The following is a 14135-nucleotide window of genomic DNA, read 5'->3' on the forward strand; positions in this document are numbered from 1 at the left end:
GGGCGGGCCGTCGGGCGCCCCGGAAACCGTCCCGAAAAGGCGCCCAGAAAACTGCACGACCCGGAAAACCGCCCAGCCTTTCGACATTCTCCCAGGTCGCGCGGTCGCGCCGACATCCACGCTCCTCCCGGGCGCATTCCCGGGGCGCTTTCCCGACAGTCCGGGCGCATTCCCGGGGCGCTTCTACGAGAGTCCGGGCACAGCTCCCGGGAGCGCTTCCGACTGCACCTTCCCGCCGCGGCACCCTCACCCGATCGGTTGTGCCCGCTTCACCTGATCGGCGGCGCGGGCGGGATCGAGTTCGACGTCGGTGGTGATGAGCGCCGGTCCGATCCGCAGGACACCGGAGGTGAGGGGCTGTGCCCGCAGGCCGCCGCGCCCGATCAACGCCTTACGCGTGCCCTCCCCGGCGACGGTGTCCATCCACGAGCACGGGTGGGCCGGACGACCGCCGCGGAAGGTGACCGGGCCGTCGCCGGTGTCGATCGAGAACTCCCGCCCGCGTAACGGATCCAGTTCGAGACCGCGCACCACGACGTTGCGTCGGGCAAGTGCCGGGTCGGCGTCGCCCGCGGCCGACTGCCAGGCCTCGACCGCCAGGAAGGTGACGGCCGCCTCGGTGTGCGCGCGGACGCCGTAGAACCGATCACCCCGGATCCCCTTGTCGGCCACGATCTCGACGGACTCCGGGCTGCTCGTCTCCACCTCATCGGCCGGACCGTCCTTCGGCCGACCGAAATACGCGTGACGCGGTGACACCAGCAGCGAGACGATCTCGAACCGATACTCCACGGCTTCGAGGGTGGCACGTCCAGAGGCCGATTGCGACCGAACGCCGCGCATGACAGTCACCTCAGCGGGTCGACAAGTGGATTATCCACGTATCGACGCTCCCTCGTGACTCTCATGCGGTCGCCCGCAGACGCCGGCCGAGCCGACCTATCCCCGCTCGTCTCGCGGCACGTAATGCAACCCCCGGAACACCGCGCTGCTGGCGACGACCGACGCATCGAGTTCCACACCCCGATGCCGTGCCATGCGCAGCGCGAGGCGCAGCAACATCTTGATGTCGCGAGGGGTGATGTCGGGGAAGCCGCCCACGAGGTCGTCGAGGAGGTCCTCGCCGAGTGCGATGTCGTTGCCTGCTGCGAGGATCTGCCAGATCTGCCGCGCATCCTTCGGTCCGGGAGGCTGATATTCGATGACGGCCGCGCAGCGCGCGAGGATGGCCTCGTCGACGCCGTCCACGCGATTGGTGGTCAGGAACAGCAGCCCGTCGAAATACTCCAGCGTGCGGAGGAACTCGGCCACGATGGCGTTCTGGGAGAGGTCCAGTCCGCGTTCCATCACGAACACGTCGGCTTCGTCGAGCAGCAGGACGGCATCCCAGCGCTTGGCCCGGTCGAAGATGACCTCGAGGTTCTTGCGGACGAGTTCGGCAGTGATCCCGAGCGAGCCGGAGTGGATGGAGTAGAGCGGGCGACCGGTGACCTCGGCGTACACCTCGGCGGTGAGTGTCTTCCCCACGCCCGGGCGGCCTTTCGCGAGGATCACGTTGCCCGCCGACTTCCCGTCGATGATGTCGCCGGTGAAGACCGAGATGTCGGTGGTCAGGATGGTGAGCAGTTCACGCTGATCGTCCGGCAGCACGAGCTTGTCCTGCAGATGGGTGTCGTACTCGTAGGCGCTCAGGTCGGCGGTGTTGACGTCGAGGAAGTCCTGCGCGCCGAGATCGAAGACCCGGACAGCCGTGATGACCGGGACCGGACCGTAGGCGTCGTCGCCGGTGTCACCGGCGGCGGCGGAGACGGAGTCGTCGCCGAACAGGACCGACGGGGCGACCATGCGCAATGCGGCGATCTCCGTGGGCGCGACGTCGTGCACGACCTTGCGGTTCTCCCGCTTGTTCGGTGAGCGGTAGTCGTCGGTCCGGATCACCCGACCGGTGAACCGGTACTGCTTGCCGAAACCCTCGTCGATGATCGTCTGGTAGGCGTCGCGTCGAGTCTGGTACTCCGCCTTGAGATCCGGGGTCTCCTTGTAGGCGCCGCCGGCCGCGAGGACGTCGGCGGGCACCTTCCCGACCACCTCGGTCTCCTCGAACATCAGTACCCGCGGCTTGCGAGAGGGTCGCTTCACGGTGGCGTTGTCGGCCTCCATCGTGACCTTGATCCGGGGGCCGTGCGTGCGGTCGGCATGTTCCATCGTGATGTCGATGACCAGATACGGGTGCAGATGACCGTCGGATTCCCGGACGTAGAGCCAGCCGTCGATGAGATCGTGGCGCAGGAAGCTGCGGAAGATCTCGGTGGCGGCATCGATGTGCGGGATGCGCGGGAATCGCCCCGATCGGGCGGACTGGATCGCGGCCACCGCCCTGGCGAACGAGTTCTCCGCCGCCGCATGTGCGGTGGCGGCGAGGTCGGCCAGGGCTGCATCGGTCAGGTCGCGATCGGCGACCGCCAGTTCCGGCGACCGCCACGCCTGGGCCTGACGACGCGCTGCGGCAAGGTCGTCCGACGACGTGGCGGCCACCAGGGCCGTGGGTGCGACGAGCATGGGGTCAGCGCCGCGGGTCGAGCACGAAGTCGTAGTCGACGAGGACGCCCTCGCCGGACGGGTCGTCGCGCGGATCGAGCATCAGTTCCGGCTTCACCGCCGAGGCGATGTCGTCGTCGTTGTGCGGGTCACCCGGGAAGTAGAGCTGGGTGGTGATGAGTTCGTATCCCGGAGCGCTCACCTTGAAGTGCAGGTGCGCCGGGCGCCACGCGTGCCATCCCGCGGCCGCGATCAGCTGGCCGCACGCACCGTCGGTCGGGATCTGGTACGGCGCGGGGCGCAGGCTGTGGATCTCGAATCGCCCGTCCTCGTTGGCCATCCACGTGCCCCGCAGGTTCCACTCGGGGAGCCCGGGCGCGAACTGCGAGTAGAAGCCGAGATCGTCGGCGTGCCACAGCTCGATCTTGGCCTCGGGCAGCGGGGTGCCGTCGACGGCGCGCACCTGACCGGCGAACACCATCGGCGTGCCGGGCTCGTCGTCGCGCATCGGGATCGTGCCGTTCCAGGACAACTCGGGTGAGCCGTCGATGTAGTAGGGGCCCTCGATGGTGCCCTTGCTGCCCTCGCGGTGGGCGTTGGCGACCTCTTCGACCGAGTGCTCGAGCCAGACGTCGAGGAACAGCGGCCACTCGCCGTCCTCGCCGACCTTGATCAGCCATGCCTTGAGCGCGTTGTACTCCGCGTAGCTGACCTGGTCCTCGATGATGAGGTCGTTGAGTCCCTTGATCACCTTCGAGGCGAGATAGTCGACGCGTGCGGTGTCGACGACGCCGGATCGCGTGGCGGCGGTCTCCATCCGCTCACGGAATCGTGCCGAGGCGTTGGCGCCGGACTCGGCGGCCTTGGCAGTGACTTCGGTGTCGAAGCTGAGATCGGTCATGGGTCGTGCTCCTTCGTGAACGGCCTGAGGGCTGACGCTGTGGGTGAGGGCCGGCTCAGCCCGCAGCGATATCCGAGGGGTGGGTGGCCAGGGGGGTCACCGAGATGTCCATGTAGGCGAACAGCGGCAGTCCGGAGAGGATGCCGTGCAATTCGTCGTTGCCGTCCACATCGAAGATCGAGTAGTTCGAGTACTCGCCGACGATGCGCCAGATGTGGGGCCACTTGCCGGTGCGCTGCAACTCCTGCGAGTACGCCTTCTCGCGCGCGACGATGTCGGCGCGAACGTCTGCGTCGAGGTCGTGCGGGATGTGCACGTCCATGCGAACGTGGAACAGCATCGTCAGCTCCGATCGAGTCGATAGTGGGCCAGCTTGTCCGGGTCGATCTCGAAACCGATTCCTGCACAGGCGGACCGATGCAGATACCCGTCGCTGATCTGCAGCGGGTTGGCGAGGAGGTCGTCGGTCATGTCCAGGAAGTTGGAGAGTTCGCCGGCGTTGCGCGACGTGGACTCGAACGCGGAGCCGAAGGCGAGCGCGCAGGCCGTGCCTACCTGGCCGTCGATCTGGTTGCCGATCACGACCTCGAGGCCGAGCCCCTCGGCGAGGTGATGCACGCGCCGCGAGGTGGTGAAACCGGTACGGGCGGTCTTGATGCTGATGGCGGTCGCGGCGCCGGCGAGGATCTCGCGGGTGACGTCGGCGGGCGTGGGCACCGACTCATCGGCGATGAACGGTACGTCGAGTTGTCCGACAAGCCAACGGCGTCCGATGACATCGTCGGCCGGGCAGAGCTCCTCGGCGAACAGCAGACCGAGATCCGACATCTCCTTCATCGCCCGCGCGGACTCCGAGGCGGTCCATCCGCGATTGCCGTCGACGTAGAGGTCGATCTCGTCGCCGAACCGTTCGCGCAGCGCCCGGACGACAGCGGTGTCGAGTTGCACCGGCCTGCGTCCCACCTTGACCTTGAATGTGGTGATGCCGTACAGATCACGCATCTTCTCGGCCTCGGCGACCATCGTCGCCGGATCGTCGAAGCCCAGCATGTGACTGACCCGCATGCGGTCGGTGTAACCACCGAGCAGATCCGCCACCGGCATCTGCAACGCCTTGCCCAGCGCGTCCCAGATCGCCATGTCCAGAGCGGATTTCGCGGTCGGGTTGCCGACGGTGCGCGCCAGGCGCGACGTCACGACCTCACGCTCGAGCAGGGTCAACCCGATGACCTGCGGTGCGAACACCTTCTCGATCACTGCGACGATGCCGTCCTGGGTCTCGCCATAGGTGAACGGACGGGGCGGTGCCTCCGCGACACCCACGATGCCGTCGTCGGTGAGCACCCGGACCAGCACATGCTCGGCCACGTGCACTTCACCGGACGCGAATCGCAGAGGTTTCGAGTACGGGATGGCGAACGGGATCGCCTCGACCGCAATGATCTTCACGGGTGTTCTCCAACGTAGGTGTCGCTCGGTGAGCGGTGGGTGTCGAGGTCGGCGGACGGGCGTCCGCCCGTCCCCGGGGCTGGGGTCGCGTCCGCGGAGAACGCACCGGCGATGACATCGGCGACGGATTCGACGACGGGATTGTCCTGCCCACTCCGCCACGCCAGGGCGAGTTCGACGGTGCCGGCGTCGACGAGATCCCGGATGACGAGACCCTCCAGCGGCAGTGAGCGCACGGACGCCGGCAGCACCGCCACGCCCATGCCGGCAGCGACGAGAGCGAGCAGGACCGCGGTACCCGGTGCCTGGTGGGCCCGCTGGGGGACGAACCCGGCCCGATGACAGGTGCGGACGGCGGCGTCATTGACGGCCGAGTCGCGGCTGTCGTACATCACGAACATCTCGTTGCGCAGATCGCCGACCGAGACGACCGGCTCGACGGCCAGGCGGTGATCGACGGAGACGGCGAGCACCATCGGCTCGATGTCGATCAGTCGCATCTCGATGTCCTCGCCGACCACCGGTGGGCGCAGGACACCGAGGTCGATCGACAGGCTGCGCAGTCCGTCGCACTGCACCGGCGTCAGCATGTCCGACTGGATACGGAGGTCGACATCGGGCAGTTCACGCTTGACCAGCCGTGCGATGCGCGGGAGATGGGAGAAGGCGGCGATGCCGGTGAGTCCGAGACGGACCATCCCGCTCCGTCCGGCGGCTATCCGGCGCACTCCCTCGACGGCGTCGTCGACGTCGGCGAGAATCCGTTCGGCCTCTCCTCTGAGGTACTCACCGGCCGGCGTCAGGGCGACCTGACGGGTGGTGCGGGCGAACAGCGTGACGTCGAGTTCGGACTCGAGCTGACGGATCGCGTACGACAGCGCGGGCTGCGCGACGTGCAGCTGGGTCGCGGCCTGCCCGAAGTGGCAGGTCTCGGCAACAGCTGCGAAGTAGCGCAGGTGCCGTAACTCCATGTCAGCGTGGTCTCTCTGTGTGAACGATCTCGGTGTCGGTGACGCCGTCGGCCTCGCTGTCACCGAAGCCCGAGTAGCTGACTCACCATCGCGGCGCGTTGTGATCGGCACCACGTCTGAATCCACGGTAGATCCGGCATCCATACGACACAAGGACACAGTTTCCGTCTATTCATGAATGTCATCGATCAATAGGATGCTGGGTCAGGACTGGTGTTTACCCCGGTGTGATCGGTGCCACGCGCTGCGACAGTGCAATGAGCAGCCCACATTCATGGAGGTAGACATGACCGCGTCGATCACCGACAACCTGCAGCATGTGCACTCGGTCCTCGCAGATGCGGTGATCGACGACCGGGAGGCCGGGATCTACCGGGCCAACCGGCGCATCTTCACCGACGAGGACATCTTCGAGCTCGAGATGAAACACATCTTCGAGGGCAACTGGATCTACCTCGCGCACGAGAGTCAGGTCGCGAACCCCGGCGACTACTTCACCACCTACATCGGCCGGCAACCGGTGATGATCACCCGCGACAAGAACGGCGAACTGCACTGCCTCATCAACGCATGTGCCCATCGCGGCGCGATGATCTGCCGACGCAAGACCGACAACCGGATGACCCTCACCTGCCCGTTCCACGGATGGACCTTCCGCAACGACGGCACCCTGCTCAAGGTGAAGGACCCTGACGGAGCGGGCTACCCGGACACCTTCGACGTCGACGGATCGCACAATCTCACCAAGGTGGCGCGCTTCGACAACTACCGCGGTTTCCTCTTCGGCAGCCTCAACCCCGACGTCGTCTCGCTCGCGGAACATCTGGGCGACACGACGACGATCATCGACATGCTCGTCGACCAGTCCCCCGACGGCCTCGAGGTACTGCGCGGGGCGTCGACCTACACCTACGACGGCAACTGGAAGGTGCAGGCGGAGAACGGCGCCGACGGCTACCACGTCACCGCCACACACTGGAACTACGCCGCCACCACGTCGCGGCGCAGCACCGGCGAGTCGAAGAACGACACCAAAGCCCTCGACGCCGGCGGCTGGGGCAAGTCCGGTGGCGGCTACTGGTCGTACCCGAACGGCCATCTGTGCCTGTGGACATGGGCCGCCAATCCCCAGGATCGCCCGCTGTGGGACAAGATGGACGAGCTGAAGCAGCAATTCGGTGACGCCAAGGGCGAGTTCATGGTCAAGGGATCGCGCAACCTCTGCCTGTATCCGAATGTCTATCTGATGGACCAGTTCTCGACCCAGATCCGGCACTTCCGGCCGATCGCACCGGACAAGACCGAGGTGACCATCTACTGCATCGCCCCCAAGGGGGAGAGCGATGCCGCTCGCGCACACCGTATCCGGCAGTACGAGGACTTCTTCAACGCCTCGGGGATGGCGACGCCGGACGATCTCGAGGAGTTCCGCTCCTGCCAGCTCACCTTCCGCGCTCAGGCCGCACCGTGGAACGACATGAGTCGAGGCGCCGAGCACTGGCTGACCGGACCCGATCCGGTGGCTCAGACGCTGGGCATGACCGGAGTGATCTCGGCGGGTGTCAAGAACGAGGACGAGGGCCTCTACCCGGTCCAGCACGGCTACTGGCTGGAGACGATGCGCGCTGCGGCGGCAGCCGAGGAACAGAGCACCCCAACTCAGGTCGGGTAGACCCCAGCCGCCATCACCGCCGGTCGAGTAGACACCGAGCCGCACCACCACCGCTGGTCGAGTAGACACCGAGCCGCACCACCACCGCTGGTCGAGTAGACACCGAGCCGCCAGGCGAGGCGTCGTATCGAGACCACCGCCCCACCCCAGACAGGACCACCGCATGACCACCACGCCCACCGGGGCCGCCACCGAGTCCCCCACCGCCGCGCATCCCGCCGGCACACTCATCACGCAGAACATGATCGAGCAGTTCCTCTATCGCGAGGCCCGCTTCCTCGACGACCGCGAGTTCGAGAAGTGGCTCGACTGCTACGCCGACGACGTCGTCTACTGGATGCCGTCGTGGGACGACGCCGACCGCCTGACCGAGAACCCGCAGCGTGAGATCTCGCTGATCTACTACGCCAACAAGGGCGGACTGGAGGACCGGGTGTTCCGCATCCGCACCGAGCGGTCGTCGGCGACCTCCCTGCCGGAACCGCGGACCAGTCACAACATCAGCAACGTCGAGGTCATCGAACGACGCGGCGACCTCGTGGACGTGCGATTCAACTGGCACACCATGTATTTCCGGTATCACACGGTCGATCCCTACTACGGCACATCCTTTTACACGATCGACTTCTCCGGGGATCAGCCGCTGATCCGGCGCAAGACGATCGTGCTGAAGAACGACTACATCCACCATGTGGTCGACGTCTACCACTTCTAGGAACCGATCAGATGACTGTCACGACCGATCGAGACACGTCCGCACCCACCGGCGCCGACGACGGGACCCATCAGATCGCCCTCGCGTTCGAGGACGGGGTCACCCGTTTCATCACGTGCCGAGAGGACCAGACCGTCGCCGACGCCTCGTATCGTCAGCGCATCAACATCCCCCTCGATTGTCGCGACGGTGCCTGCGGAACGTGTAAGTCCTTCTGCGAGTCCGGCGACTACGACGGCGGCACCTACATCGAGGACGCACTCTCCGACGACGAGTCCGCGGCCGGCTACGCCCTTCCGTGCTGTATGAAGCCGAAATCCGATCTGGTCCTGCAGATCCCGGCGACCTCCGATGTGGCGAAGACGCAGGCTGCGACGTTCACCGGCACCGTCGTCGACCTCGATCGCCTGTCGGAGTCGACGATGCGGGTGGCCATCGAGATCCCGAATCGTGGTGACCTCGCCTTCCTCCCCGGACAGTACGTCAACATCGCGGTCCCCGGAACCGACGACGGAACCGGCGAATTGCTCTCGCGTTCCTACTCGTTCGCCAACGGACCGCACGAGGAACGACTCGTATTCCTGGTGAAACTGACTCCGGGCGGCGCGATGTCGACGTACCTCACCGAACGCGCGTCGCGCGGTGAGTCGATCACGTTCACCGGCCCGCACGGATCGTTCTTCCTCCGCGAGGCGAGCCGACCCGTCCTGCTGCTGGCCGGTGGAACCGGTCTCGCACCGATCCTGTCGATGCTGCGCAAGCTGCACGACGACGGCAGTCGCCGGTCGGTGCATCTGATCTACGGGGTATCCACCGACACCGACCTCGTCGCACTCGACGACATCGAGTATTTCGCCGGCGAACTCCCCGGTTTCACCTGGGATCACTGTGTGTCCGATCCGGACAGTTCGGCCGCGAACAAGGGCTACGTGATGAGCCTGATCGAGCCGGGGCACCTGTACGACGGGGATGTCGCCGTCTACCTGTGCGGACCGCCACCGATGGTCGAGTCGGTCCGACGGCACGTCGCCGACGCCGGGATCGAACCAACCGGGTTCTACTACGAGAAGTTCGCGTTGGCGGTTCCCGCCGGTGACACCACATCGGTAGACGCGACGCCTGCTGCCGACGCGGGCGCCGCCACGCCGACGGTCGTCGAGGACGCTCTGCTCCCGGCAACCGACGCACGGTCGATCGCCGGCCAGATCATCCTGCCTGCCAACGACATCGAGCCGTGCCCACAGTCGGCGGTGGCGGTCGCCGACGACGACAGCCGGGTCCGGATCGCCGGCCAACAGATGTGGGACACCACCGGCACCGGCGGCACGGTGGACCCCGACGACGGACAGCTGCTGCCCGCCGCTTCGCGGACCATCGCCGGCCAAGAGGTGTTCGCATCCGACGTCGTCGATCAGCTGCATGTCACCACACCCGACGAGCCACCGATGCCCGCCGGCGGTTCCGTCGCCGACGACGCTGTACCCCAGTCGGTCTCGGACACCGCAACGGTCACGTCCGAGGGCTATCAGATCGGTGAAGAGCACCCCGCGATCCACGAGTCCGACGCCCTCTTCGAAGCGCGTGCGGCCCTCGAACTCGGAGCCCTGGAACTCACCTTCGGCCGGTTGACCAGCCGGCAACTCGCGGGGTACCGACTGCTCGCCGAGACGACCGTGCCGTTCGTCGACGGAGATCGGTTCGTCGACGCCGCCGAGTACACCGAGACCAACGCGAACTTCCACGATTACCTGTTCACACTGACCGGGAACACCCATCTCCTCGACGCGTATCAAGCGCTCGGCGTCAAGGGACGAATGGGCGAGGTGCTGCGCAACGCCACATGGTGTCACCCCCTGTGCGCCCAGGACCACGTCGACATCGTGGCGGCGTTCGAATCGGGCGACCGCGACGCCGCGCGCGGCCTCATCTCCGCCCATGCCGACCGGTCGAAGCAGACCATGCGTCGTGCGATGGCCGATGAGATGGCGACGCATCGACCACGTTTCGTCACCCCCGGGCGTTTCGCCGGGAAGGTCGTGGTGGTCACCGGCGCAGCGCAGGGCATCGGCGCGGCCACCGCTCGCCGGATCAGCGCCGAGGGCGGGAAGATGGTGCTCGCGGACCGCTCCGACCTGGTCGGCGAGCTCGCCGACGAACTCGCCGCCACCGGCCCCGGAGCGGTTCCGGCGACCGCCGATCTCGAGAGCTACGACGGTGCGACCGCCGTCGTGCGTGCGGCACTCGACGCGTACGGCCGGATCGACGTCCTCGTCAACAACGTCGGCGGTGCGATCAATTTCAAACCGTTCACGGAGTTCACCGATACCGAGATCCGCGCCGAGATCGACCGGTCGCTCATGACGACCCTGTACGCCTGTCGCGCGGCGCTGCCGTCCATGGTCGAGCGTGGTGACGGGGTCATCGTGAACGTGTCGTCGGCGGCCACGCGGGGTATCCACCGCATCCCCTACTCGGCGGCGAAGGGTGGCGTGAACGCGATCACCGCATCATTGGCGATGGAATACGCCGACTCCGGCGTTCGGGTGGTCGCCACGGCGCCCGGCGGGACCGAGGCACCACCGCGACGCATCTCGCGCGGCACACCCGAACCGACCTCTGCCACTGAGCAGGAGTGGTTCCAGGCGCACATCGACCAGACGTTGTCGGCGTCGTTGATGAACCGGTACGGATCGCTCGATGAGCAGGCTGCCGCGATCTGCTTCCTGGCGTCGGACGAGGCGTCCTACATCACCGGCACCGTCCTACCGGTCGCCGGCGGCGACCTGGGGTGACCGTCCGGCCCGCCTGCGTCAGCCGGCAAAGCCGACCGTCCGGTGGCCGATCGGACCTACGATGAGGCGATGATGGTCGAAGCCGGGTGCGTCGGACGAGATCGGGAGACCGAGAACGTCCTCGCCCGCGGCCGCGACGTCGAGGAGATGGGGTTTCTCGTCGTCACCGGTCCCGCAGGGGTCGGGAAGTCGACGATGCTCGCGCATCTCGTTGCGCTGCACCGGAATCGCGAGGACGCAGGTGTCACACTGTGGGCGCACGCCACTGTCTGGGAGCAGGACGTGGCCGGCGGCGTCGTTGGTCGTCTTCTCCGCTCGCACCGAGATCGCGATTCCGACGAAGCCGCTCCCGTTGATGCAGACCCATCCGTCGACGCTGCCGAGGCCCTGGCGATGCTACTCGGCGACGACCGCCCGTCGCTGGTCGTCGTCGACGATGCCGACCATGCCGACACGGTGTCGCTGCAGACGATTCTGTCGGTGGCCCACTCACATCGCGCCCGCCGGACACTGGTCGTGTTCGGCATGTCAGCGCCGCACCCCACCCTGTCCGGAACCCCCGCCGACGAGGTGCGGCTGGCCGGGCTCGACGCTTCCGCTGTCGCCGACCTCGCCGCCCACCGGGGAATCGTGTTGCACCCGACCACGCTCGACGCCCTGACCCGGCATACCCGGGGAGTGCCACGCGACATCGTGGCGCTCCTCGACGAGATGCCGAGCGGAGTGTGGTCACGCGCCGACGCCCAACTGCCCGCGCCCGCATACCTCGTCGCTGATGTCCGAGCCCGACTCGAGGCGTGCCCCGACCGGGCGCGTGCACTCATCGAGTCGCTGGCGATCCTCGACGACGCCGAACCGTTGTCGACGGCCGTGGCGCACGCCGGCACGGACGCGCCACTCGCTGCGATCGACGACGCCCGCTCGAGCGGTCTGATCACCGTCGACGCGGCGCTGACGCCTGCCGAAGCCCAACCGCGGCCGACCAGTCCGCTGATCCGTGCGGCCGTGCTCGAGGTGATGGGCATGCAGGCCGTCGGCGACGCCCACCGGCGCGCGGCCGAGTTGGTCACCGATCCTGCACGGCGCCTGCATCATCGGGTCGCGGCCACGCCGACGTCGGATCCCGACCTGGCCGACGATCTCGACCGGCTCGCCCGCGAGCGGGGTGCCGACGGCGCCTGGGCCGAGGCCGCCGGATTGTTCCGTCAGGCCGGTCGATTGACAGCCGATCCCCTGGTGCGTGACACCCGGATCACTCTGGCGGTCGACGCTCTGCTCGCCGCGGGCGACTGCGTCGGCGCCGGTGCGCTCGTTCCGCTCGTCGAGAGCCTGCGCGAGACACCGTTGCGCAACGCGACTCTGGCCTACCTGGCCATCCTGCGCGGCCGGTCCGCCGAGGCGCGGGTGCGTCTCGATCGCGCCTGGGACATCGTCAACTTCGATCGTGACCCCGACACGGCCGCTCTGATCGCACAGCGGTACGTGCTCCACGACCTGGTGCGGTGCCAGGGCAGCGAACTCGTCGACTGGGCCGACCGCGCCATCTCGATGGCGGGCAGCGCGTCTCCGGCCGGAGTCGAGGCCGCGGTCATCCGGGGGCTCGGCCTGGCATGGTCGGGCCACCCCGTCGAGGCGTCGGCGGAGTACGCGTCACTCACCGAACGGATCCGATTCGGCGCCCAGGCGCAACGCGCGACGATGGGTCGTGGCTGGCTCCAACTCGGCCTCGACGACGTCGGCGCTGCGCGCAGCAATCTGGAGACCGCGGTGTCGATGGCGAAACTCGGTGGCTCCACCAGGATCTCGCTCTGGGCGCTGGCGTGGCTCGCACGCACCCAATTCCTCACCGGCGATTGGGAACCCGCGCTGCACAGCGTCGAACAGGGGCGCACCCTGGCACGGTCGAGTGGTATCGCTCTGGCGTCTCCGCTGTTGAACTGGACCGCCGCGGCCATCCATTCCTTGCGCGGCGAGTGGGACGAGGCGGAACTCGGGGTGCAGCAGGGCGCGACCAATGTCGGGGACTACGAGATCATGCGCATCCCCGAGCTCCTCGCCCGGGCACAGATCGCCGAGGCCGCAGCTGATTACGAGAAGGTGCGCCGCATCCTGGAGCCCTTGCCCCGGATGGCCGCCGACGTCCCGGCGCTGACCGAACCCGGCTGGTGGCCATGGGTGGATGTGCTGGCAAACGCCCTCGTCATCGGTGGGCAACTCGATGCCGCCGATGCCCTGCTCCGCCCGTACGAGGCGCTCGCCGCCGACCGGGGCCACCGATCTGCGGGTGCACGACTGAAGTACGCACGCGGCAGACATCTCGGGGCGACCGGCGACATCCACCGGGCGCGACGCACATTCGAGGAAGCGCTCGACCTTCTCGACGGCCTACCACTGCGGTACGACCGTGCACGCGTCAACTTCGCGTACGGGCAGACGTTGCGTCGCGCCGGGAAACGGCGCGCGGCCGATGCCGTCATCGGCGCGGCCCGCGAGATCTACATCTCGCTCGGAGCGACCACCTACGTCGAGCGCTGCGACCGAGAGCTGAAGGCAGGAGGCCTCAACGCGACCCGCTCGGATCGCGACGTCGTCGAACTGACACCCCAGGAGGAAGCGGTCACCGCATTGGTGTCCCGTGGTCTGTCGAATCGGGAGGTCGCCGCCGAGTTGTTCATCTCACCGAAAACCGTGCAGTACCACCTGACGCGGATCTACGCGAAGCTCGGCCTCCGTTCCCGGTCGGAACTGGCCGCCTCCCGTCGGTAGGCACGAGCGAGCACCCCCCTTCCCGGTGGGCGAGTACCCACGCGCGAGCTCCCGCCGGTCGAGTGGTCACGCGCGACCCACTGCTAGTCGAGAAGCCACGCCCGACCCCCTGCTGGTCGAGTAGCCACGCCCGACCCACTGCTGGTCGAGTAGCCACGCCCGACCCACTGCTGGTCGAGAAGCCACGCCCGACCCACTGCTGGTCGAGTAGCCACGAGCGAGCGCAGCGAGCCCGAGGCATATCGAGACCACCGCGCCACACCACAAGACAGCCGCTCCCACTGCTGGTCGAGTAGCCACGCGCGAGCGGAGCGAGTTCGACGCGTACGAA

10 protein-coding genes are annotated in these 14135 nt (G+C 67.4%); 4 read left to right on the plus strand and 6 right to left on the minus strand.

What is annotated here, in order from left to right:
* Positions 1 to 246: 246 nt before the first annotated feature.
* The 6 genes from EEB19_RS17710 to EEB19_RS17735 all read right to left on the minus strand — a co-directional run bounded on the left by EEB19_RS17710 (position 247) and on the right by EEB19_RS17735 (position 5859).
* Entirely contained in the window at positions 247 to 792 is a 546-nt protein-coding gene (locus EEB19_RS17710; RefSeq protein WP_187588668.1) for a molybdenum cofactor biosysynthesis protein, read from the minus strand.
* Between the two features lie 147 nt (positions 793 to 939).
* A complete protein-coding gene (locus EEB19_RS17715; RefSeq protein WP_187588669.1) occupies positions 940 to 2559 on the minus strand; it encodes an ATP-binding protein in 1620 nt (539 codons plus the stop codon).
* Positions 2560 to 2563: 4 nt separating this feature from the next.
* The gene (gene catA, locus EEB19_RS17720) at positions 2564 to 3439 is read right to left on the minus strand and encodes a catechol 1,2-dioxygenase (protein WP_187588670.1); all 876 of its coding nucleotides are present in this window, start codon (positions 3437 to 3439) and stop codon (positions 2564 to 2566) included.
* A 55-nt stretch (positions 3440 to 3494) separates the two neighbouring features.
* Positions 3495 to 3779 (minus strand): muconolactone Delta-isomerase, encoded by a 285-nt coding sequence (gene catC, locus EEB19_RS17725; RefSeq protein ID WP_187588671.1) that lies wholly within the window; start codon positions 3777 to 3779, stop codon positions 3495 to 3497.
* 2 nt (positions 3780 to 3781) lie between these two features.
* The gene (locus EEB19_RS17730) at positions 3782 to 4888 is read right to left on the minus strand and encodes a mandelate racemase/muconate lactonizing enzyme family protein (RefSeq protein ID WP_187588672.1); all 1107 of its coding nucleotides are present in this window, start codon (positions 4886 to 4888) and stop codon (positions 3782 to 3784) included.
* Positions 4885 to 5859 (minus strand): LysR family transcriptional regulator, encoded by a 975-nt coding sequence (locus EEB19_RS17735; RefSeq protein WP_187588673.1) that lies wholly within the window; start codon positions 5857 to 5859, stop codon positions 4885 to 4887. The genes EEB19_RS17730 and EEB19_RS17735 overlap by 4 nt, the downstream gene beginning before the upstream one ends.
* Positions 5860 to 6145: 286 nt before the next feature.
* On the opposite strand from EEB19_RS17735, the gene benA reads away from it, so the two are divergent.
* The 4 genes from benA to EEB19_RS17755 all read left to right on the plus strand — a co-directional run bounded on the left by benA (position 6146) and on the right by EEB19_RS17755 (position 13804).
* Positions 6146 to 7531 carry a benzoate 1,2-dioxygenase large subunit gene (gene benA, locus EEB19_RS17740; protein WP_187588674.1) on the plus strand — a complete coding sequence of 462 codons (1386 nt, stop codon included), beginning with the start codon at positions 6146 to 6148 and terminating at the stop codon, positions 7529 to 7531.
* 163 nt (positions 7532 to 7694) lie between these two features.
* Positions 7695 to 8246: a benzoate 1,2-dioxygenase small subunit gene (benB, locus tag EEB19_RS17745; RefSeq protein ID WP_187588675.1), complete on the plus strand. Its 552-nt coding sequence runs from the start codon at positions 7695 to 7697 to the stop codon at positions 8244 to 8246.
* Between the two features lie 11 nt (positions 8247 to 8257).
* Complete coding sequence (gene benC / locus EEB19_RS17750) at positions 8258 to 11038, plus strand: benzoate 1,2-dioxygenase electron transfer component BenC (protein ID WP_187588676.1); 2781 nt, start codon at positions 8258 to 8260, stop codon at positions 11036 to 11038.
* 69 nt (positions 11039 to 11107) lie between these two features.
* On the plus strand, positions 11108 to 13804 hold the full coding sequence (locus tag EEB19_RS17755) for a LuxR family transcriptional regulator (protein WP_187588677.1): 2697 nt from the start codon (positions 11108 to 11110) through the stop codon (positions 13802 to 13804).
* Positions 13805 to 14135: the final 331 nt, after the last annotated feature.

The sequence above is a fragment of the Gordonia sp. OPL2 genome, from assembly GCF_003797825.1.
In the GTDB taxonomy this organism is placed as follows: domain Bacteria; phylum Actinomycetota; class Actinomycetes; order Mycobacteriales; family Mycobacteriaceae; genus Gordonia.